We start from the raw sequence: 22,428 nt of genomic DNA, 5'->3' as shown, positions 1-22,428 counted from the left end.
ATGAATGCCGCATGGAGACTGGTGCCAATGATGGAATGCCGCAGTTCACAGCGTTGCCAAAAAAAAGCAGACCACCGACCTCTTAGGCCGATTTTTCTCCGGCTTCCCGGCGGCAACAGCCTGTTCACCGCTGTATTATGGACTATTCAACATTGTACTATATTAGACAGGAGAAATAAATAAAGTTTTTGGATCAGTTGACGAAGCTTTTTTCAATATGATATTATATTCAAGTATTGTTTTATGCAGGTTTAGTAATGGAAATGATCCGGCCATGCCGGCTTGAACAACGCCATTAGCTACTGGAACCTGACCATTGCGGTCAGGAAGAACAATTTAGCCCATATGAATGACATTCATGTCTTCTGAGGGCAACTGGTTATTTTAGGATAGGAGGTGTAATCTATGTCTCGCAAATGTTATGTGACAGGTAAGAAACCGGGCACCGGTAACCACGTATCCCACGCTAACAACCGTAACCGTCGTTCTTGGGGCGTAAACGTTCAGAAGGTCCGCATTCTCGTGAACGGTAAACCAAAACGTGTATACGTAAGCACCCGTGCACTGAAAGCCGGTAAAGTGACTCGCGTATAATCACGCACAGCTACTATAAATCGGGTAAGCAAAAAGCACCTTGTTCCTTGCAGGTGCTTTTTTGGTATTCAGAATTAAAACATGAATACACATTAGCAAGTGAATGGCCGCCGCATGGCGCTTCGCAGGTCCGAATTCCAGATGTTCCTGAAGCCAAAGCGGCGGTATTCGCCAATGGACTTTGTCAATCATTTCAGTTCTTTTGAAACGTATTAAGAATCGCCTTTACAAACCCTCCCAAAAACTTCGGCAGTTTGAATGTGTAAAATTTCATACTTCACCCTCCCCATCATGCTCATGCATCCGCCGTATCCTATGCTCCAGGCCTTCTTTACCTTAAACACGACAAAAAAGGCTACATGAGAAACCTGCTCATGTAACCATATTTATGCGGAACGCCCTGTCCCTATTCCACAATGACGAGCCTGGTTATCAGGTCATTTAGGTTTGGGTCGGGATATATTGATAGGCAGCGATCATAAACACACTCAGTAAGTAATACAGTATGCTGAATATCACAAAAGTAACCCGAAGCCCCGTACGCTCAAATTTGCGGAAGTACATAATGACAACACCAACCCCAATTAATGACGTAATCGCATTATAAGGGGATTGAATAACCGCAAACATAGCAAGCACCAGCCCTGTAACGAGACTCGCAGCCATTGTCCACAGCGTCTCCTTGAGGTTCATGCTCAGCCTCCGTAGCTGCTGCGAATTTCGGCAATTGCGGCAGCACGGTCTTCACGACCAAATACAGCACTTCCCGCAACGAGGACATCTGCTCCAGCTTCCACTACCAGTGGTGCTGTGTCGGCAGCAATCCCGCCATCTACTTCAATGTGCACGTCATGACGTCCTTTTTCGTTCAGCCAGCTGCGAATTTGCTTAATTTTGTTCATGGTATTCGAGATGAAAGCTTGTCCGCCAAAACCGGGATTTACGGTCATGACCAGCACCATATCCACATCGTCCAGCACTTCCTGAATAGCACTCGCCGGTGTCCCCGGATTAAGCGCAACTCCCGCCTTAACTCCCTGTTCCTTGATCAGATGAATAACCCGGTGCAAATGCACACAAGCCTCGGCATGAACCGTAATAACCGCAGCGCCAGCTTTCGCAAATTCCTCTACATAACGCTCCGGATTCTCAATCATCAAATGCACATCAAGCGGCAGGCTTGTATGTGGGGCGATCGCTTTAACAATCGCAGGACCAAGCGTAATATTAGGGACGAAATGTCCGTCCATGACATCCACATGAATCCAGTCTCCGCCAGCCGCTTGGGCTTCCGCCACTTCCGCGCCAAGACGGGCAAAATCTGCAGATAAAATAGATGGGGCAATTTTAATCATGTTAGTACCTCCGCTTCTTGTCTTTCATTTCGGTAAGAAATTGTTCGTAATGCTGATAACGGCTTTCGGAGATCATTCCCTCCGCCTTGGCCGCAAGCACCCGGCAACCTGGTTCGTGTGTATGGGTACAACCTCTGAACTTGCATTGATCTGCATACTGAGCGAACTCCCGGAAACAGGTCGATAGCTCCTCCACACCAATCTCCAGAAAGTCCAGTTGGCTGAATCCCGGCGTATCGGCAACAAAGCCACCATTATCCAGTGGGATAAGCTCTACGTGCCTGGTGGTGTGTTTCCCTCGGCCTAAGCGCATACTGATTGCACTGGTCTCCAGCGTCAGACCTGGCATCAAGGCGTTCAGCATGGAAGATTTGCCTACACCGGATTGCCCTGAGAATACGCTAATTTTCCCAGCAAGACGTTCTTTGAGCTGCCCATTGCCTTCTCCGGTTCGTGAACTGGTGGAGATGACTTCATATCCGATCTGCTCATACAATGCCTTTACTTCAGCCACTGTATCACGGGCATCCGTTTCCGGATTAGCCAGGTCCTGCTTTGTAAGCACGATCAGTGCATCCAAGCCGGCCTGTTCGATATGTACCAGGAATTTGTCCAGCAGATTGAGGTTCATGTCCGGTTCCTTAACAGAAAATAGCAGAACAGCCAGACTTACATTGGCAACAGGCGGACGAATTAACTCCGTCTCACGTTTACGGATCTCATCTACTGTTCCTTCCCCGTTTTCTGTCAGCATATAGCTGACGCGGTCACCCACCAGTGGTGAGGTGCCTCGCTTCCTGAAAATGCCTCTCGCCCGACATTGAACGGCGGAGCCTTCAACCGAAGGCACCCCGCTGTCTTCCAGTGGCATGACATAATAGTAACCGCTTAGCGCTTTAACGATGATACCTTCTGGCATAGCTCCGTCGCCCTCCTTTAATTTACAGTACATGTGCCCTGAACGTCAGCAATAAGCCGTCCTTACGGACGGCTTGATGCGTTAACGACTTCCTTTTTCTTATTATCTTTGTCTTTGCCTTTGGAGGGCCCCTGATCCTTATTCATCGCAGAAGTATCTCCCTCTTCGTTGCCCTCTTCACCATCCACAGGCGTATCAGGCTCCCCTTCCTGGCCAGGATCAACGGTTTCTTCGTCAACATTGCCTGGGTCGGTTTCGTCAGGCGGTGGCTGCTGAGCACCCTTCTCAGGCTCGATGGTAGGCACCACAACCGTTCCGTTTTTGGCCTCGCTATAGGAAACCAGATACGTATCCAGGAATTGACCATCCCGATAGACCGAAACCACACCATCCACATTTGGAGCCAAAATAAGCGGAATGGTCAGCAATTGGGCAGACTTGATGGTCCGGGTTCCCCATTCTTGATTCTTCCCACGAGCATCCTCGAACGTAATTCGAATTTTGCTGCTCTTTCCTTCTTCTTTTGGCGAAACGTTGATATTATAGGCGTAGTTCAATGCCTCTGGCGGATATCCAGTACTGATGAAAATGGTGATTTTGTCACCCGGACTCACCTCTGTACCGGCTTCCACAGGCCATTGCTGCGTAACTTTACCTTTATCTATAGTGTAGCTCGGCTCCTCCTGAACTTGAGCAAGGACAAGCCCGGCCGATTGAAGTTTCTTCTCCGCTTCACTTCGCGTCAGATTTTTCAGTTCAGGCATTTTTACCGTTTCAGAGCCCTTACTTACAGTCAAAGTAATCTGAACCTCTGCCGGATCATATTCTTCATTCACCCCAGGCGTCTGGGAAAGAACGGTACCCGATGACTTATCATTCGAGTATTCTTCCTTACGCTGGATCTGATCTTCTTTGACACCGAGCGCAATAAGCTTTTTGACTGCCTCTTCATAAGAGATATCCTTAAGATCCTCCATCTTCAGAGGTTCTTTTTCAGCCCCCACACTCAGCTGGACTTCAGAACCTTCTTTGACGATATCCCCTTCATTTCGGGTCTGGTCAAATACAACCCCTGGGTCCACGCCTTCCTTGTATTCCCGGATGACCTCGTTACTGACCACAAGCCCTTGATCCTGCAGCATCTGACGAGCCTTTTCCTCGGTTTGGCCAATTACATTGGGCACCGTAACATCAGGCACAACAAGCATGCCTTTCACGTACCATACGACCCCAACCATGGCGATAAGAATGAGCACCGTCAACGAGATCAGCAGCGCCGGTTTCTTCCAACTCTTTGTTTTGGACTTGCTCCTATTGTGGTCATCGTCAGACTCCATTACAGGTGCAGCACCTGTCGAAGTAACGCCACGCGGCTCTGGCTTAATTGCTGGCATGACACGGGTTTGATCGATATCATCCTCATCGGGAAAATCAATCTTCGTTTCATTCCGTCGTTCCGGCATCAGGCAGGTTTCGAGATCTGTTTGCATTTCTCTGGCCGACTGGTAGCGCTCCTGCGGATTTTTGCGCATGGATTTCAGAATAACGTTCTCCACGCTCTGCGGAATCAAAGGATTGAATTTGCGTGGTTCATCAAACTCTTCCTGTAAATGTTTCAGCGCAACACTGATTGGACTCTCTCCCAGGAACGGAAGCTGCCCAGTCAGCATTTGATAAAGTACAATACCTAGAGAATATAAGTCCGACTTCTCGCCAGTCACAATGCCTTTGGCATGCTCCGGTGAGAAATAATGTACGGAACCGACTACCGAGCCGGTCTGTGTAATGGTTGTGGACGTAACCGCACGGGCAATCCCGAAGTCTGTTACTTTCACACGGCCATTACGCCCAATCAATATATTATGCGGTTTGATATCCCGATGAATGATCTGATTATGATGTGCATGATCAAGGGCATCCGCAATCTGGGAAGCGATTCGAACCGCTTCGTCCACTTGCAGAGGCGCCCGTTCTTTAATTATTTCATTCAGGTTTTTGCCTTCAACGTACTCCATGACAATATAGTGCACGTCATCTTCCTGCCCCACATCGTAAATACTGACTACATTAGGATGGGAAAGTGATGCTGCGGATTGTGCTTCCCTGCGGAAACGACGAATAAACTCTTCATCATGCACAAATTGCTGCCTTAACACTTTGATGGCTACGTTCCGATTGAGTAAAAGATCCTGGGCCTTATACACGAGAGCCATGCCGCCACCGCCGACACGCTCGATTACTTCATAGCGTCCGCCTAGCTGGTGCCCAATCATGACTCACACCCCGTTTCCGATTCCACGGAACCTTCCTTCTGCAATTCAAACAATGCAACCGTAATATTGTCATCTCCACCAGCAAGCAGAGCCAGTTGAAGCAAACGGTCTGCCCGATCTTCCAATGCCAGATCCAAATTACCTGCGACTTGAATCAGTTGCTCATTGCTGACCAGGTTACTTAAACCATCACTGCACAGGAGAAGAACCTCGCCCTCCTCCAATTTGACCGTATCCAGATCAACCTTCACTTCGGCATCTGTGCCAAGTGCTCGTGTCAGCACGTTGCGACGCGGATGATGAGAGACGTCTTCTTTGCTGATCTGACCATTTTTGAACAATTCATTCACCAGAGTATGGTCTTCAGTCAACTGGACCAGATGTTTGTTTGCTATTTTGTATGCCCTGCTGTCACCGATATGACCGATAACGCCCTCTGTATCATTCAATAAAGCTGCAACCACAGTGGTACCCATGTTATGGTAATTGTCATTCGTGGATGCGGTACGGAAGATGACTTCGTTGGCATGCAAAATAGCATCGCTCAATGCGGCTGACAAAGACGCATGTGACAGACCAGGTTCAAGCGTCCCCAGATCCTGCACCAACGTCTCTACCGCCAGACGGCTCGCCGTATCTCCTGCAAGATGTCCGCCCATACCATCGGCAACAATACCCAGTATATAACCTGTTTCAAGATTTCGAATCCAGGCTGAATCTTCATTCACCGAACGCACTCGTCCGATATGGCTCACATGAACTGTTTTGATCAAAACGTTCTCACCTCAACTCCATATGCTTTGCACGAAGCTGGCCGCAAGCGGCAGCAATATCATGTCCCTGTTCACGACGAATGGTTACATTCACACCCTGCTCCGAAAGAATTTTCTGGAAATTGAAAATATCACTTCTGGATGTTCTTACGTATTTCCGCTCAGGTACATGGTTGACCGGAATCAGGTTGACGTGGCACAACATATTCTTTAACACGCCTGCCAGTTCTGCTGCATGCTCCGGCTGATCATTCACGCCACCAATAAGTGCGTATTCAAACGTAATTCTTCTTCCGGTTTTGGCCAGATAATAACGCAGTGACTCCATAACATCATCGAAAGGAAAACGACGGTTTACCGGCATCAGTTTGGAACGCAATGCATCGTTAGGCGCATGGATGGAGATCGCGAGGTTAATCTGCGTGTCTTCATCAGCAAACTTGTAGATGTTCGGTACGATTCCGCTTGTGGATACCGTGATATGACGCTGACCGATATTCAGTCCTTTTTCATGAATCATGATACGCAAGAACGTCATCGTGGCTTCATAGTTTTCAAAAGGTTCACCCGAACCCATGATTACGATGCTGCTGACACGTTCGCCGCGCTCATCCAGAATTTTTTGGGCTTGCACAACCTGAGCGACAATTTCGCCAGCTGTAAGGTTACGCTTGAGTCCGCCCAGCGTGGACGCGCAGAACGTACAACCGATTCGGCAGCCAACCTGTGTCGTTACACAGATGCTGTTACCATAATTGTGCTTCATAATCACTGTTTCGATTGCATGATCATCATGCAGACCAAACAGGAATTTCACCGTTCCATCCTTGGACTCAAACTTCGTAATTTCGGTAAGTGTAACGAATTCAAACTGTTCAGTCAGCTTTTCACGCAGTGCTTTGGACAGATTCGTCATTTCACTGAAATCATTTACACGTTTCACATAAATCCAGTCAAAAATCTGACCACCGCGAAAAGCCGGCTCCCCGTTATCGATAGCCCACTGTTGCAGCTCTTCCAGGGAATAATCATATATAAAAGGTTTCATTTTGTTGTCAACACCTATTCCTTCTTTTCTTTTCATTCTTCCTATTCTATCACAAAGACCACTTTACATCCATGTATACCCTTGTTGCCTGTACTTCATGCATTATAACACCTCAGTGCCTGCATCGCACCCTATCCTTACTTTTACTGCTGTTCAACCTTCTGCCTTATCACAAAGAAATCCGCCGAAGTTCCCCTCGGCGGTCATCCTTCCGTGCTTTATTAAACGGTTAATCGGCTATCCTTGTCAACCTCGCAATGAAAAATCCGTCACTGTGAGCGTACTGTGGCAAGATCTGCACACCACCGTTCACAACCTTCCAAGCGGCTGTGTCCGATCCAGACCAGACCGACTCTTCAGCCGCCTTATATTCCGGGTGCCTGTTCAAAAAGTCAGCGACCATATGCTCGTTCTCCGCAGGCTCAATCGTACATGTACTATATACCAGAATACCACCTGGCTTTAACAGAGGTGCAACCCGATCCAGCAGTTCACGCTGCAAGTTGGAAATATCCTTGATGTCTTCTGCGGATTTGGTCCATTTGACATCAGGCTTGCGGCGAATAACACCTAAACCGGAACACGGTGCATCCAGCAGTATACGATCGAATGATGCCTCTGGATAACGCTCATCCAGATCCAGAGCATCTCCTGTAACAGCATCAATGCAACTGAGTCCCAGACGGTCCGCCTGATCCATAATCAATTGACGTTTATGAGCATGTACATCATTCGCAACAATCCGTCCACGGTCCTGCATTTTCTCTGCCATATGGGCTGTCTTGCCACCAGGTGCTGCACAGCAGTCCAGTACAGTTTGACCTTCTTCAGGCCCCACTGCCTCGGCTACGAGCATGGAACTTTCATCTTGAACGGACAGCAGGCCATCCCGATACCAGGACGTAAGTGCCATGTTGCCCCCACTTCGAACGAGGATGCCGTCCGAACTAAGCCGGGAAGGTTCCACGATCGCACCCGTGCTCTCCATCTCTTCCATCAGTTTCTCACGTGTAGTCATTGTCGTGTTCACACGAACACTAACCGCAGGCGGCTCATTATTCGCACGACAGATCGCTTCTGCTGTCTTTTCGCCATATTGGCTGATCCAGCGTTTGACCAACCACAGCGGGTGAGAATGCTCAAGTGAAATACGTTCAGCCGCAGGAAGATGCTCGGGAATATGCAGTTGATCACGGTTACGGATCATATTCCGCAGAACCCCGTTCACCATACCGGAAATGCCCTGATGACCTAACTTTTTAGCCAAGTTGACGGCTTCACTCACCACCGCGTGTTCCGGAATACGGTCCAGATATATCATCTGGTATACACTGATGCGCAGCAAACTCCGAACCCAGGGTTGAAGTTTGGATACACCTTTGGCTACGTATCGTTCCAGAAAATAATCAAGGGTATTCCGTCTCGAAATCGTACCATAGACCAGTTCTGTAGCCAGTCCCGCATCTGCTGGGCTCAGCTCGGCTTCTTTCAAACGCCGATTCAGCTCAAGGTTGCTGTAAGCCCCCTCTTGCTCAACAGCGCTGAGCACCTTGACTGCGAGTGCACGAGCTGATGTTCTGGGCCGCTCGGAGCGAGATGCGCCATTTGCCGAAGATGAGGAAGCAGATGAATTCCCTGCGCCACCCGATTTTCCCGAGTTCGGACGACGTTGATTCCCTCCACGCCCTGACGTATTTCCTGCGACTTTATGACCATTTCCTGACGGGCGACCCGGCGTATTTCCGCTCATTTCAGCACCGTTCCTGGTTTCAGAGTACCGCCACGGGCAAAGTCAGCAGCTTGCATTACTTTTTTGCCGGCGGGCTGAACCTCAGTAAGCCAGAGAGAACCGTCACCTGTGCGAACTTCAATGCCGTTTTTGCCCAATTGTAACACCGTTCCCGGCTCAGCTTGTCCAACATCCGAAGACGTGAGCACACCCGCCTGCTCCGGATTTGCTGCTGCCCAGACCTTGAAGACCTGCTCATCCCACATCGTAAATGCACCCGAGAACGGCACAAGACCGCGAATCTGATTGAACAATTCACGCGACGTTCGATTCCAGTCCATCTTCTCGTCATCCCGAGTCAGATTGCGTGCATATGAAGCCTCGGCTTCATCCTGTGGGACAGCCGTTGTTTCGCCTGCAACCAGCCGCGGCATTTCTTCCTGAAGCAACTTGGCGCCCGCTTCACTGAGTTTTACAAACATGGAGCCAGATGTTTCTTCATCTGTAATCGGCACTTCCACACGTGAGATCATATCCCCCGTATCCAGACCTTCCGCCATGAACATCAGCGTAACTCCCGTTACCGGTTCACCATTAATAATGGAACGTTGAATCGGGGCTCCACCGCGATATTTGGGCAAAAGTGAACCATGCACGTTAACACAACCACGAACAGGCATATCCAGTACAGCTTTGGGCAAAATCTGCCCAAAGGCTGCGGTTACAATCAGATCCGGCTGCCATTCGGCCAATCGTGCCACAGCTTCCGGAGCACGCAGTTTTACTGGTTGAAATACAGGCAGGCCGTGGCGTTCTGCCGCAGCCTTGACTGGTGTTGGTGTAAGCACCTTTTTGCGACCCTGTGGTTTATCCGGCTGTGTTACTACGCCAACCACGTTATAACCCTCAGCTATAAGCATATCAAGAGAAGGTACTGCAAATTCAGGTGTTCCCATAAAAACAATATTCAAATCAATCACTCCTTAGTTACGACGCGGCCCGGTTTGATCGGCTGCAATTTCGTACACCTTTTCAGCAATATCCGTAAAGAGTACGCCATCCAAATGGTCAATTTCATGCTGGAATGCGCGTGACAACAACCCGCTGCCCGTTATAATCAGTTCCTTGCCTTCACGGTCCAGCCCTTTGACGGTAACCGTCTCAAAACGACGCACATCACCATTAATGCCAGGAATACTCAAGCAGCCTTCGGGTCCAAATTGCTCTCCCTCGCTCGAAATTATCTCCGGATTGATCATCTTGATCAAGCCCTGCTCATCTCCACAATCGATCACAATCAGGCGTTTCAAAATACCAACCTGTGGTGCAGCCAGACCTACGCCTTCTGCGTCATACATCGTATCTGCCATATCATCCAGCAGTTTCTGTACATTGGGTGTAACTTTAGTTACTTCTTTAGCTCTTTTGTGTAGTACCTCATCCGGTTCTTTCACGATAATACGAATCGACATGTTGTAAGCACCTTCCTAATCCTCATCATAATTTCTGCACATCAGGCTCATTTCAAAAGAGTACAGCATTTCTGCTATGTAGCAGGTATCAAAACTGTTTTTTTAAAGAATTGAGCCATCATTCATGTTGTTTTTAATCTATGTTTATACCGCTTGTTTACATCCGCATTTTACTACAAATGCTCACATTAACATTTGCGGGTCTACATCCAGACTAATTTGCAGCTTCTGCGCCTGAACATCGTCGTCCATGCGCCGGGCCGTCGCAAGCGCCAGGCCGATGGCGTCGACATCCCCCCGCCATTTTATCATACATTGGAATCGGTATCTATTCTTGATCCGAGGAATAGGCGATGCTACCGGTCCAAGCACATCAAAGGCTTCATTGCTGAAACGATCAAGACTGCCCAGCCATCCGGCAGCATTAGCCTTTTCCTTCAGTATTCGTGTATAGTTTTCGGCTAACCGTATCAATACCGGAAGCTGCTCATGCGAGAAGGTCACCAAAATCAGGCGACAGTACGGCGGATACTGCAGATTACGCCGATGCAGCAGTTCCTCACGGACAAACGAAACATAGTCATGCTGGCTCGCATGCCCAATCGAATAATGCTCTGGGGTATAGGACTGAACAAAGACCTCACCCGGAAGTTGATGCCGGCCTGCACGGCCCGCTACCTGTGTAAGGAGTTGAAATGTTTTTTCGGCTGCCCGGAAATCTGGCAAATTGAGTGCCGAGTCTGCTGTAATGACACCAACCAGGGTGACATCTGGAAAATCAAGCCCTTTGGCAACCATCTGGGTGCCGAGCAATACGTCCGCCTTTTTCTCACGAAATTGCTTCAGCAGTTTCTCATGTGATCCTTTTTCACTGGTCGTATCCACATCCATCCGAATGACGCGAATACCCGGGAACAGCTTCGCCAACTCTTCCTCTACCCGCTGTGTACCTGTACCGAAATATCGAATATGCTCGCTGCCGCAATCCGGGCACACTTCGGGCGCTGCTTCCGCATATCCGCAATAATGACAACGAAGATTGTTGGAGCGCTGATGATAGGTTAATGAAATATCACACTCGGGACAGCCTGCGACGTATCCACAACTGCGACACATGACAAAGGTGGAATAGCCGCGTCGATTCAGCAGAAGCACAGTCTGTTCCCCGCGTTCCAGCCGTTCTTCCAGCCCTTTGTGCAAGGCACGGCTGAACATCGAGCGATTTCCATCCTTCAGCTCTTCACGCATATCAACAATCCGTACCTCCGGCAGCTTATTGCCCAATGCACGGGTAGGCATTTCCAACAACAGTGGTGCAAAATCATCATTGCTCTGCGAACGGGCAGCATAGTAACTTTCCAATGAAGGTGTTGCTGAACCCAGGACAACGACTGCCTGATGCTGCTGGGCTCTTTTTACCGCTACATCACGGGCATGATATTTCGGGGTTTCTTCCTGTTTATATGATGTCTCATGCTCCTCATCCATAATGATCAGACCCAGACGACTAAATGGAGCAAAGACTGCAGAACGGGCGCCAATGGCAACCTTCACCTGACCTTCCCGAATTTTACGCCACTCATCATAACGCTCTCCACCAGACAGACGACTGTGCATTACGGCAACCTGATCACCAAAACGTCCTTTAAAACGCTCAACCATCTGCGGTGTCAATGCAATCTCGGGTACAAGCACAATGGCCTGCCGATCCTGTTCAATACAGCGCTGAATGGTCTGGAGGTATACTTCCGTCTTGCCGCTGCCTGTTACACCATGAAGCAAAAAGACGCCGTGGCGCCTTTCCTGTAATCGACCATTAATATGGTTATAGACATGCTGCTGCTCGTCGGTCAGTTTCAATGGCTCGGTCGCACGAAACGTACGGCCCTGATAAGGGTCACGAAAGACTTCGACGTCCTCCGTCACAACCAACCCTTTCTCCTCAAGCCCTTTGACTGTAGCCGCTGATACCTGAAGGGTGGACAACAATGCTTTCATTGCCATCGGCAGCAGTTCTTTCATTTCCAGCATAAAAGCCAAAACTTCCTTCTGCCGTTGCGCCTTTGCCGGGAACGAAGCCAATGCCTCTTCCGCAGCTGCCACATCCACAGCCAGATTAATGGACTTCATCGTTTTTTTATTCAGCTTGTCCTTAATCGCCTGGCTCTCCAGTAACACACCGCTTAGCAACAGCTTCTTGATCAGCATCGCATGATTGGGATACTTCCGACTGAGTTGTTGCAGTGGGACCTGTCCGCGACTCTTCACAAAACGAATAATGTCCTGCTGCACTTTCTCTGTCGTCGATTCCTCTCCCCATACAAATAGAACCTCTTCACCGGTCTCCGAACCTGCCGTTTGTCCGTCGAGGGCATCTCCAAGTGAGATATAACGCTCTGCTTTCCCTTTCAGTGCAGTCGGTACCATGACTTGTAAAGACAAAATGCGGTTGCTGGCATAACGTTCACTCATCCATTCGGCCAATTCAACCAAATCTTCAGATAACGGTGGAACGATATCCAACAGTTCCTGAATCGGCTTGAGTTTGAAAGACTCCGTGCCCGTGCGAGGCACCAGATCAACGACGAAACCTTGTACCGTCCGATGACCAAAAGGTACACCTACCCTGCTGCCAATCTCAATCCATTCACGCATGGATTCCGGCACCAGATAGTCAAAAGGCCGATCCGTCTGCTTCACAGGAACATCGACAATGACCTTGGCGATTTCCATACTAATTCCTCCCGGCAATGCGCTCCGCCGCAATCGAAAGCAACCGGCGGGCGACCTCTTCCTTCGCCACCACCTGAAGCTCTTCCACCAACCCTTCACGATCATAAATGTGCACCGCGTTGGTATCTGTTCCAAATCCGGCACCCGCACGGGTGACATCATTGGCTACGATCAGATCACAGTTTTTCCGTTCCAGTTTCTCACGTGCATACATTTCTAATGAATTTGTCTCCGCAGCAAAACCAATCAAAAATTGATGGCTCTTCAGCTTGCCCAGCGTTTCAAGAATATCTATATTTTTAATAAGTTCAAGCGATAATGTATCGCCTTTCTTCTTGATTTTCTCCGTGTACACTTCCTTGGGACGATAATCCGCAACAGCTGCGGCCTTAACCACGATATCTGCATCATCCCACTCACCTGCTACCGCATCATACATATCCTGCGCTGACTGCACCGGGATCACATGTACATCGGCTGGTGGCTGAACCTGGGTATTCCCCATAACTAAGGTTACATCTGCCCCCAGATCACGCGCTGCCGCTGCAATGGCAAAACCCATTTTTCCAGAGGAATCGTTGGTTATATATCTCACCGGATCAATGCGTTCTATGGTACCTCCTGCAGTGACCACAACCTTCTTCCCACTTAACAAAGAATTTTGTTCATGACGTTCCCGTTTCGCTGACTCCTGTTGTTCAAAGAAGCGTTCGACCACATCGACAATGGTCTCCGGCTCTTCCAGACGCCCTTTACCAACATACCCGCAAGCCAGCTGCCCTTCCCCCGGCTCAATCATCATGGTTCCCCGTTCGGTGAGCAGACACATGTTGTGCTGAACGGCCGGATGATCATACATATGTACATTCATCGCCGGAGCGATCATCACGGGAGCCGTCGTTGCAAGCAAGGTCGTTGTGAGCATATCATCGGCCATGCCATGCGCCATTTTGGCAATAACATTGGCTGTTGCCGGAGCAACCAATACCAGATCGGCCATATCCGCCAGATGAATATGAGAGACAACGGAAGGCTCCCGCTCATCAAATGTATCACTATATACCACATTTCGGGTCAAAGTTTGAAGCGTTAATTCGGTAATAAACTGTTTCGCGGAATCCGTCATGATGACATGGACATCCGCCCCTTTTTGCACCAGCCTGCTGCACAATGTCGCCGCCTTGTATGCGGCTATGCCGCCAGTCACCCCAAGTACGATTTTTTTACCGTTCAACATGGTTATTCCCCCGATATATATGACATTATAAGGATGAATAGAGAAAAAAATAACAACCTCGCGGTTGTCAAATAAATCCGGCTTGCGCCGTTATGCAGTTGAAGAGTGCCGCTAGCGGCTTACTCTTCTTCCTCTTCGTCCTGTCCTTTGATGACAACGAGCAGATCACCATAAATTTCTTCGAGTGCAACGCCAACCTGTTTATGGGATCTGGCATTTCTCAAATCCGTTTTCTCACCTTCACGAAGCTGTCTGGCCCGGCGGGAAGCGGCAACAACAAGCGAATACTTGCTGTCAACTTTGTTCATCATTTCATCAATAGAAGGATACAGCATATTTACAAAACACCTCTTTGCATTAGTATAATCGCAATGCACCACCTGACGGATCATGATGAACCGTCTGACCACGTTAACCAGACTGGAGCTGCTCTACCTATATCCTATGACAGCAGCTCCACTGATTATCGCAATCCTTAGCGGAAATGGATTATTTATTGATCTTACAATGTTCGGCGATAATGATGCTTTCTATTCGTTTACACGCCAAATCAATTTCGTCATTAACGACAGCGTAATCGTACTGCTCCAGCAGACTGATCTCATCTACCGCGACGGACATCCGGTGATCAATCGTCGCCTGACTTTCCGTACCACGGCCCTGAATGCGATCTTTAAGCTCGTCCAATGAAGGAGGCAGCAGAAATACAAAGATCCCTTCAGGGAACTTCTCTTTCACTTTCAATGCGCCTTGAACTTCAATCTCAAGAATGATGTCCCGGCCTTCATTAATCGTTTTCTCCACAAAATCACGCGGTGTTCCGTAATAGTTCCCTACATATTCTGCATGTTCCAACAATTGATCTTCAGCAATCATGTTCAGAAATTCTTCATGGCTTCTGAAGAAATAGTTGACGCCATGTTCCTCTCCCAGACGAGGCTGACGAGTCGTTGCCGATACAGAATAAATCAATTCCGGCACCCGTTTGCGCAAAGCGCTGCATACTGTACCCTTCCCGACCCCAGATGGGCCGGACAACACAACCAGTAATCCTTTAGACATATTACACTCCATTTTATTCGTCGTTATCATCATCTTTCGAAGAAAGACGATGGGCGACCGTCTCTGGCTGTACCGCAGACAGAATGACATGATCGCTATCCGTAATAATAACGGCACGAGTACGTCTTCCGTACGTTGCGTCTATCAGCATATGACGATCTCTTGCCTCTTGTATAATTCTCTTGATCGGCGCCGATTCCGGACTCACGATGGATATAATCCGGTTCGCCGATACGATGTTACCGAATCCAATGTTAATGAGTTTGATTGCCATAATCAGGTTCTTCCCCCTATACATGCGACTCTTTTGCCGAAAATGACCGTTCATTCGATATTCGCCGCTTGCTCACGAATCTTCTCCAGTTCCGCCTTCATCTCGACAACACGGTTCACCAGAGCCAAATGGTTGGCTTTTGATCCAATCGTATTAACTTCCCTATTCATCTCCTGAATAAGAAAGTCCAACTTGCGGCCTACTGGCTCATCACTCTTCAGCAGCTCCCTGCTCTGTCCAAAGTGACTCAGTAGACGCGTAAGCTCTTCCTCTATGTCAGAACGATCGGCAAACATAGCAATTTCCATACCTAATTTATGCTCGTCAAAAGGGAAAGAGCCTTCTTCCTGCATTTCCGTAAGCCTTTGTCTTAACTTGTTGCGATGATCGCTCACCACAGTCGGCGCAAGAGCAAGCATCTCGGTATGCAGTGATTCCAGACGACTGACTCGTCGCTCCAGATCACTGGCGAGATGAAGACCCTCGCGAGCGCGCATCTGCTCCAGACTGGACAAAGCCTCTTCCAACCCCTGCTGCAGGACACGCTCCCATTCGTCTTTCTGTTCTTCCGGAATCGAACTTGTCCCATCCGAATGTACCATGACTTCTGGAAGTGCCAGCATATCCATAATACTCGGTCTGCCCTGCAAGCCATAGCGGCTTTCCAATTGCTCTGCGGCCTGAAGATAGGCCCTGACCGCCTGCTCATTCAGAACAGCGGGAAGAGCCTGGTCTTCATCTTTTTCTTTCATCACATAAACATCAATCCGCCCACGTTTTAATCGGCTCTGTACCTTTTTCCTCAATCCGTCTTCATAACACGTCCACTCTCTCGGGAGACGCATCATCACTTCGCAATAACGATGATTAACAGACTTGATTTCCAACTGTACCTTATAGCCTCCAAAATGAAAGGCGGATTGACCGTATCCGGTCATACTGAATGACATCGGCATCACATCCGTTACACTATTGTAATTGATTATTAGGGTTGAAACAAGTAGGACATTGATGCTCTGATTTCTCCCAGACATATTGGGTCAGTTCGGCCGTCATACTATAGAACATGAACGGAGTCATTAAATAGATTCCTTTGAAATATTCCGTAGCTACATCCAGAAGCTCTTTGGCAATCTTCACACCCATGGCCCGGCCTTCTTCGCCTTCAAGACCTGCCATCCGGGAACGCACTTCATCCGACAGCTGAATACCCGGAACCTCATTATGCAGGTACTCTGCGTTTCGACCGCTGGCAAGTGGCATAACTCCCACAAAAATGGGCACATCCAAGTGCTTGGTCGCCTCATGCATGGCTACAATTAATTCAGGATCGTACACCGGTTGCGTCATAATATAGTCGGCTCCGGAAGCAATCTTTTTCTCCAGCCGCTGTACAGCTTTATCCAGATATTTCACATTTGGGTTAAATGCGGCACCAATAACAAATCCGGCCTTCTGCTTGAGCGGTTTACCGGAGAAGGACACACCGTCGTTCAACTGCTTAATCATACGTATAATTTCAAAAGAAGTCAGATCATATACCGAGCTTGATCCAGGCAAGTCGCCAAATCGTGCAGGGTCACCAGTTACAGCCAGTACATGGTTAATGCCTAGCGCGTCAAATCCCATCATGTGTGACTGTGTCCCGATCAGATTCCGGTCACGGCAGGCAATATGTACCAGCGGACGCAATCCTGTGCGATCCTGAACAAGATGACCGAGAGCCATATTGCTCATCCGGGTAACCGCAAGAGAATTGTCAGCCAACGTTAGCGCATCAGCACCAGCTGCTTTCAGTGTCTCGGCCCCTTTCATGAACTTCGCTATATCGAGATCACGCGGCGGGTCAAGTTCGACGATGACCGTATGGCGCTGTTTGACCAGATCCACAATCGTCGGCTGTCCACCTCGTCCGGAACGTTCATCTACATTCTCATGCAGGATAATACGAGGTTTGGACTCGGATGGATCAGGTTCCAGTATAGGAGCAGGTGTATATTCCGCAAGAGCCTGGGCAATGGCCGTGATATGGTCTGGTGTCGTACCACAGCAGCCCCCGATAATACGCGCGCCCAGATCAGCAAATTGCACTGCGGTCTGCCCGAAGTATTCCGGTGACGCCCCATAACGGAACTGACCATCTACATAGTCCGCTGCCCCCGCATTCGGATAGACAGACATGGGAATACCGATACGACCCGACACCGTTTCCATCGCCCGCATAATTCCGTTTGGACCAGAACGACAGTTGAAACCGATGACGTCAGCCCCTTGCTCACGCATGATTCGGAAGGCCTCAGGCATCGTATACCCATCCAGTGTATGCCCAACATCCTCAACAGCGAACTGTCCAATGACCGGCAAATCACTTAGCTTGCGCGCCTGCAAAAGGGCGATATCCATTTCCTCGATATCATAGAAGGTTTCGAGCAGAATGCCGTCCACTCCTTCATCCAGCAGTGCAAAAATCTGTTGCTGATAGAAACGCTTCAATTCACTCGTTGATACGTTCGTCCGCTTTCCTCCACGGATAGAGCCAACTGCGCCGAGAACATAACCATTTGCTCCAGCGACTTCTTTGGCGATTCGGACACCGGCACGATTGACATCCTCGACCTTGGATTCCAGACCGAACTTGGACAGCTTATCGTAATTGGCAGAATACGTATTGGTTTCGTGAATTTCCGTACCCGCATCGCGATAACGACGATGTACATCTGCCACCACTTCTGGTGAAATCAAGTTTAACTCTTCATATGAAATCCCTACCGGGAATCCCATCTGATACAGGAAGGTTCCCATCGCCCCATCCCCAATGAGAACCCGTTCCTGCATTACACTGCGCAAATCCGCCTTCATCCCTTTTCCCCCCGCCTGGCTGATCATTTCATACTAATGTAACACAAAAAACGTCCCGGAACGAAGAAAAACACAGGTTTTCCGAGAAATTAAGTCTCCATAACCATCTGAACAAGCAGGAATGCCTATAACTGCAAAAAAAGAGGCCCTCAGGCCTCTTCATCTAAATCGTCCTCTTACGAAGTGACTCCTTTAAACACAACTTCAGCGGGTCCAGTCATGTATACGTGATTATCAACTTCGTTCCATTCAATATGAAGGTCTCCACCCTTAAGGCTGATCACTGCTGTACGATCCGTGTGTCCGTTCAGAACGGAGGATACCAGTGTTGCACAAGCCCCGGTTCCGCAGGCAAGGGTTGGCCCAGCGCCGCGTTCCCATACACGCATGTCCACATATCCGCGATCGCGAACTGTTGCAAACTCCACATTCATTTTTTTGGGGAACATGGGATGAACCTCCAGAACTGGCCCCCATGTGGTGAGATCAAAATTCACGGCATCATCCACATAGATGACTGCATGGGGGTTACCCATGGATACAGCCGTAAATTTGAACTCCTGTCCGTTCGCTTCAATAGAATGATCCACCACCGGATTGGCATCCACGGTTGTTGGAACTTGGAGCCCGTCCAAGATGGGCTCTCCCATATCCACACGAACGGTTTCCACTTTACCATCACGAATGTTCAGGCTTACGGGTTGTACACCTGCACCGATGGTTTCAATCGTAATCTGTTCCTGGGTCACATGACCATGATCATATACATATTTCGATACACAGCGTATGGCATTTCCACACTGCTCTGCTTCGGAACCGTCCGAATTCATGATGCGCATCTGAAAATCCGCCTTCTCTGAAGGTAGTATATAAACCAGGCCATCCGCGCCGATGCCGAAGAAACGGTTGCACCATTTTACAGCCAATTCTGCCGCATCAGCCGGAAGCTGTTGTTCTCCAAACACAACAATAAAATCGTTGCCGAGTCCATGCATTTTCGTAAATTCCATAACCTTGCCCACTCCTTTTGGCAGTCTGCTGCCAAAGCGTTATAAAAAAAGCTATCCTGCAAAATGCCGAGGGACCTGCCTCGAATCATTTTGAGGATAGCATAACGAAAACGATAAGGAATTGCTATTGATTTTATGCCGAAAACTTTGTACTTTTCGGTACGAAGCGCCCAGGGCCCATGCGGCGACGGTTGCGACGACCTCCCCACACGCTGCCTGCACCCATCAGGAAGGTTGGAATGCCTGCGGCAACGATGGAAATGGCCCATTCACGCATGCCCAGCGGTACGGTTTTGAAGATCGGCTGTAATGGCTCCACATACATGACCACCAGCATCAGCACAATGGATGAAATGACTGCCAGAACCAGATACTTGTTTTGCAGTGGATTCCGGTGAAAAATGGAGCGGGAACTACGGCAGTCGAATACATGGATGAGCTGTGCCAGAACGAGTGTAGCAAACGCTACGGATTGAGCTTTAATGAGCTGACCCGGTTGATCCGGCGCAGCCTGAAGGGTGAGCCAGAACGCTCCAAGTGTGCAAAGTCCGATCAATACACCCCGACTGACGATTTTCCAGCCCAGTCGTCTGGCAAAAATGTTTTCCTTGGCGCCGCGCGGCTTGTGTTCCATCAAATCTTTTTCCGGTTGATCCACACCCAGTGCCATGGCCGGCAATCCATCCGTCACCAGGTTGACCCATAGAATCTGGATTGGCACGAGCGGCAAAGGCAAGCCCATCATCATCGCAAAAAACATGGTTAAAATCTCGCCCACATTCGATGCCAGCAAATAACGGATAAATTTTCGGATGTTCTCATAAATATTACGGCCTTCTTCAATCGCAGCCACAATCGTAGAAAAGTTATCGTCACTCAGGATTAACGCTGATGCTTCCTTCGTCACGTCCGTGCCTGTGATTCCCATCGCAATACCGATGTCTGCCGCTTTGATGGCTGGTGCATCGTTAACACCATCACCGGTCATCGCTACGACATGCCCTTTGCGCTGCAATGATTTTACAATACGCAGTTTGTGCTCAGGCGATACCCGTGAGAACACGTAAATGCCCTCCACCTGTTTATCCAGTTGCTCGTCCGTCATGCCTGCCAATTGCTGGCCGCTAAGAGAAGCCCCACCCCGTTGAAGGATACCCAACTGCTGGGCGATGGCCTCTGCTGTGGTGCCATGGTCACCCGTAATCATAACGGTACGTATGCCTGCTCTGCGACAAGTCGCAATCGCATCCCGTACTTCTCGTCGCGGTGGATCAATCATGCCTGTCAGCCCTACAAAGACGAGCTGGTTCTCCGCAGCATGTTCATTATCCACTTTTTCATCCGGCCTCACATCGCGATAAGCCATTCCAAGAACCCGCAGCGCAGACCCGGCCATACTCTCGTTAGCTGCCATAACCTTCTGGCGCAATGTCCCCGTGAAAGGCACCACATTGCCTTCCCACAAAATGTAGCTGCATTGTCCAATCAGTACATCAGGTGCACCTTTCGTATATATCATACGACCACCCTGATGTTGAACCAGAACAGACATCCGTTTCCGATCCGAATCGAACGGGAATTCCTGCTGACGTGCATATAATTCTTTCAGTCCTGCAGGGGTGAGCCCCATCTTGGAAGCCAGGGTTACAAGTGCTCCTTCCGTAGGGTCACCTTTCAGCTCCCATATCACATTGTCTTCTTTGACCATTTCCTTAGCATGATCATTCTTTGCAGCTTTCTTACTATCCTTTTTCGATTCTTTTCCTTTCTTTTTATTCCGCATCTCATCCGAAACAGTCTCGATAATACTTGCATTGTTACATAATGCGCTAATCTGGAGCAGCCTGCGCAAGGTCTGATCACTCTTTAGTTCGACGTTACGACCGTTCTCCAGCATCTGTCCTTCCGGTGCATAACCGTCTCCAGTTACCTTGATGCTGCGCCCCTCCAGCCAGACATCCGTAACGGTCATCTTGTTCTGGGTCAATGTGCCTGTCTTGTCCGAACAGATGACCGATGCACAACCAAGAGTTTCGACGGATGGAAGCTTGCGTACGATGGCTTTTCGCTTAATCATCCGCTGTACACCAAGGGCCAGCGCAATGGTTACAATGGCCGGCAGACCCTCCGGTATGGCGGCCACCGCTAGGCTGACCCCTGCCAGAAACATACCTACTGCCGGTTGTCCATGCAGAATACCTGCAACAACAACCATGACGGTTAACCCGAGCGCGACAAAAATCAGAATTTTACCCAATTGTTCCAGCCTGTGTTGGAGTGGTGTTTCCTGTTCCTCCGTGTTTTGGATCAGATCAGCGATTTTGCCCATCTCGGTATCCATCCCTGTACGGATCACCACACCTTTGGCAGTGCCACGAGTGACCATCGTCCCCATGAATCCAATATTCTTCTGGTCTCCGAGCGGTACGTCTTCAGCAGCAATGGAATTACAATGTTTGCTTACAGGAACCGATTCACCGGTCAATGCGGATTCCTCAACGTCCAGGCTGTTCGTCTCCAGCCAGCGTACATCGGCTGGTATGCGGTCCCCGCTCTCCACAAAAACAATATCCCCTGGAACCAGCTGCTTGGCTGCCAATTGCACTTCCTGACCAGACCTGAGCACTTTGGCAAGCGGTGCCGACAGCTGCTTCAGTGCACGAAGCGAACGCTCGGCCCTGAATTCCTGTACAAAACCAAGGATGGCATTAAGTACGATGATGGCAACAATCGTTACAGCATCCAGATACTCTCCAAGCAATCCGGATACCAGCGTGGCTCCCATCAATACCAGAACCATAAAATCCTTAAATTGATTCAGCAATAATGTAATTGGAGATATGCGCTTGCCTTCGCTCAGTTCATTCGAACCGACAGCTTTCCTCTTCTCCAGTGCAGCTTCTTCGGTTAACCCTTCCTCCGGACTTACGCCAAGGGTATTACGAAGCTCCTCAACGCTTAGTTGGTGCCACTTGGTATGTTCCATGCTTCAAGATTCCCTCCCAGTCTGTATTTCCTCTGTAAAACCTCACCCTTGAATCACCGGCTATGCTAATCCACAGGCTGTACGCTATGCCGGACAAACTACCT

At 49.1% G+C, this 22,428-nt stretch carries 20 protein-coding genes; 1 reads left to right on the top strand and 19 read right to left on the bottom strand.

Features of this window, described 5'->3' with window-relative positions; genetic code table 11:
• Positions 1-405: 405 nt before the first annotated feature.
• Entirely contained in the window at positions 406-594 is a 189-nt protein-coding gene (gene rpmB / locus PPA03S_RS15785; RefSeq protein ID WP_024631107.1) for a 50S ribosomal protein L28, read from the top strand.
• A 193-nt stretch (positions 595-787) separates the two neighbouring features.
• On the opposite strand, the gene spoVM is transcribed toward rpmB, so the two are convergent.
• The 19 genes from spoVM to PPA03S_RS15685 all read right to left on the bottom strand — a co-directional run bounded on the left by spoVM (position 788) and on the right by PPA03S_RS15685 (position 22,324).
• A complete protein-coding gene (gene spoVM, locus PPA03S_RS15775; RefSeq protein ID WP_019424875.1) occupies positions 788-868 on the bottom strand; it encodes a stage V sporulation protein SpoVM in 81 nt (26 codons plus the stop codon).
• Between the two features lie 167 nt (positions 869-1,035).
• Positions 1,036-1,287, bottom strand: a complete 252-nt coding sequence (locus PPA03S_RS15770) for a hypothetical protein (protein WP_062324265.1) — start codon at positions 1,285-1,287, stop codon at positions 1,036-1,038.
• A gap of 2 nt (positions 1,288-1,289) precedes the next feature.
• On the bottom strand, positions 1,290-1,949 hold the full coding sequence (gene rpe / locus PPA03S_RS15765) for a ribulose-phosphate 3-epimerase (protein WP_062324264.1): 660 nt from the start codon (positions 1,947-1,949) through the stop codon (positions 1,290-1,292).
• Between the two features lies 1 nt (position 1,950).
• Entirely contained in the window at positions 1,951-2,868 is a 918-nt protein-coding gene (gene rsgA / locus PPA03S_RS15760; RefSeq protein ID WP_062324263.1) for a ribosome small subunit-dependent GTPase A, read from the bottom strand.
• A gap of 62 nt (positions 2,869-2,930) precedes the next feature.
• The gene (gene pknB / locus PPA03S_RS15755) at positions 2,931-5,141 is read right to left on the bottom strand and encodes a Stk1 family PASTA domain-containing Ser/Thr kinase (RefSeq protein WP_062324262.1); all 2,211 of its coding nucleotides are present in this window, start codon (positions 5,139-5,141) and stop codon (positions 2,931-2,933) included.
• A complete protein-coding gene (locus tag PPA03S_RS15750; protein WP_062324261.1) occupies positions 5,138-5,914 on the bottom strand; it encodes a Stp1/IreP family PP2C-type Ser/Thr phosphatase in 777 nt (258 codons plus the stop codon). Before PPA03S_RS15750 ends, pknB begins: the two co-directional genes overlap by 4 nt.
• 7 nt (positions 5,915-5,921) lie before the next feature.
• Entirely contained in the window at positions 5,922-6,962 is a 1,041-nt protein-coding gene (rlmN, locus tag PPA03S_RS15745) for a dual-specificity RNA methyltransferase RlmN (protein ID WP_062324423.1), read from the bottom strand.
• Positions 6,963-7,191: 229 nt separating this feature from the next.
• Positions 7,192-8,712 carry a 16S rRNA (cytosine(967)-C(5))-methyltransferase RsmB gene (gene rsmB, locus PPA03S_RS15740; protein ID WP_062324260.1) on the bottom strand — a complete coding sequence of 507 codons (1,521 nt, stop codon included), beginning with the start codon at positions 8,710-8,712 and terminating at the stop codon, positions 7,192-7,194.
• Positions 8,709-9,662, bottom strand: coding sequence for a methionyl-tRNA formyltransferase (gene fmt, locus PPA03S_RS15735; RefSeq protein WP_062324259.1), 954 nt, complete (start codon positions 9,660-9,662; stop codon positions 8,709-8,711). Before fmt ends, rsmB begins: the two co-directional genes overlap by 4 nt.
• Positions 9,663-9,674: 12 nt before the next feature.
• Positions 9,675-10,163 (bottom strand): peptide deformylase, encoded by a 489-nt coding sequence (gene def / locus PPA03S_RS15730; RefSeq protein WP_024631117.1) that lies wholly within the window; start codon positions 10,161-10,163, stop codon positions 9,675-9,677.
• Between the two features lie 183 nt (positions 10,164-10,346).
• Positions 10,347-12,896 carry a primosomal protein N' gene (gene priA, locus PPA03S_RS15725; protein WP_062324258.1) on the bottom strand — a complete coding sequence of 850 codons (2,550 nt, stop codon included), beginning with the start codon at positions 12,894-12,896 and terminating at the stop codon, positions 10,347-10,349.
• A gap of 1 nt (position 12,897) precedes the next feature.
• Positions 12,898-14,133: a bifunctional phosphopantothenoylcysteine decarboxylase/phosphopantothenate--cysteine ligase CoaBC gene (gene coaBC, locus PPA03S_RS15720; protein WP_062324257.1), complete on the bottom strand. Its 1,236-nt coding sequence runs from the start codon at positions 14,131-14,133 to the stop codon at positions 12,898-12,900.
• 119 nt (positions 14,134-14,252) lie between these two features.
• Positions 14,253-14,468, bottom strand: coding sequence for a DNA-directed RNA polymerase subunit omega (gene rpoZ, locus PPA03S_RS15715; RefSeq protein ID WP_024631120.1), 216 nt, complete (start codon positions 14,466-14,468; stop codon positions 14,253-14,255).
• 154 nt (positions 14,469-14,622) lie between these two features.
• The gene (gene gmk / locus PPA03S_RS15710) at positions 14,623-15,195 is read right to left on the bottom strand and encodes a guanylate kinase (protein WP_024631121.1); all 573 of its coding nucleotides are present in this window, start codon (positions 15,193-15,195) and stop codon (positions 14,623-14,625) included.
• Between the two features lie 13 nt (positions 15,196-15,208).
• Positions 15,209-15,469: an extracellular matrix/biofilm regulator RemA gene (remA, locus tag PPA03S_RS15705; RefSeq protein ID WP_006209218.1), complete on the bottom strand. Its 261-nt coding sequence runs from the start codon at positions 15,467-15,469 to the stop codon at positions 15,209-15,211.
• A gap of 50 nt (positions 15,470-15,519) precedes the next feature.
• The gene (locus tag PPA03S_RS15700) at positions 15,520-16,419 is read right to left on the bottom strand and encodes a YicC/YloC family endoribonuclease (RefSeq protein WP_062324256.1); all 900 of its coding nucleotides are present in this window, start codon (positions 16,417-16,419) and stop codon (positions 15,520-15,522) included.
• Between the two features lie 19 nt (positions 16,420-16,438).
• Positions 16,439-18,328, bottom strand: a complete 1,890-nt coding sequence (locus PPA03S_RS15695; RefSeq protein WP_062324255.1) for a bifunctional homocysteine S-methyltransferase/methylenetetrahydrofolate reductase — start codon at positions 18,326-18,328, stop codon at positions 16,439-16,441.
• Positions 18,329-18,504: 176 nt separating this feature from the next.
• Positions 18,505-19,338 carry a diaminopimelate epimerase gene (gene dapF / locus PPA03S_RS15690; RefSeq protein ID WP_062324254.1) on the bottom strand — a complete coding sequence of 278 codons (834 nt, stop codon included), beginning with the start codon at positions 19,336-19,338 and terminating at the stop codon, positions 18,505-18,507.
• Between the two features lie 133 nt (positions 19,339-19,471).
• Positions 19,472-22,324 carry a calcium-translocating P-type ATPase, SERCA-type gene (locus PPA03S_RS15685; protein WP_062324253.1) on the bottom strand — a complete coding sequence of 951 codons (2,853 nt, stop codon included), beginning with the start codon at positions 22,322-22,324 and terminating at the stop codon, positions 19,472-19,474.
• Between the last annotated feature and the right edge of the window lie 104 nt (positions 22,325-22,428).

The organism is Paenibacillus pabuli NBRC 13638 (assembly GCF_001514495.1).
GTDB classification, from domain to species: domain Bacteria; phylum Bacillota; class Bacilli; order Paenibacillales; family Paenibacillaceae; genus Paenibacillus; species Paenibacillus pabuli.
The sequence above is the reverse complement of the archived record's forward strand: the minus strand, read 5'-3'. Positions and strand labels throughout refer to the sequence as shown.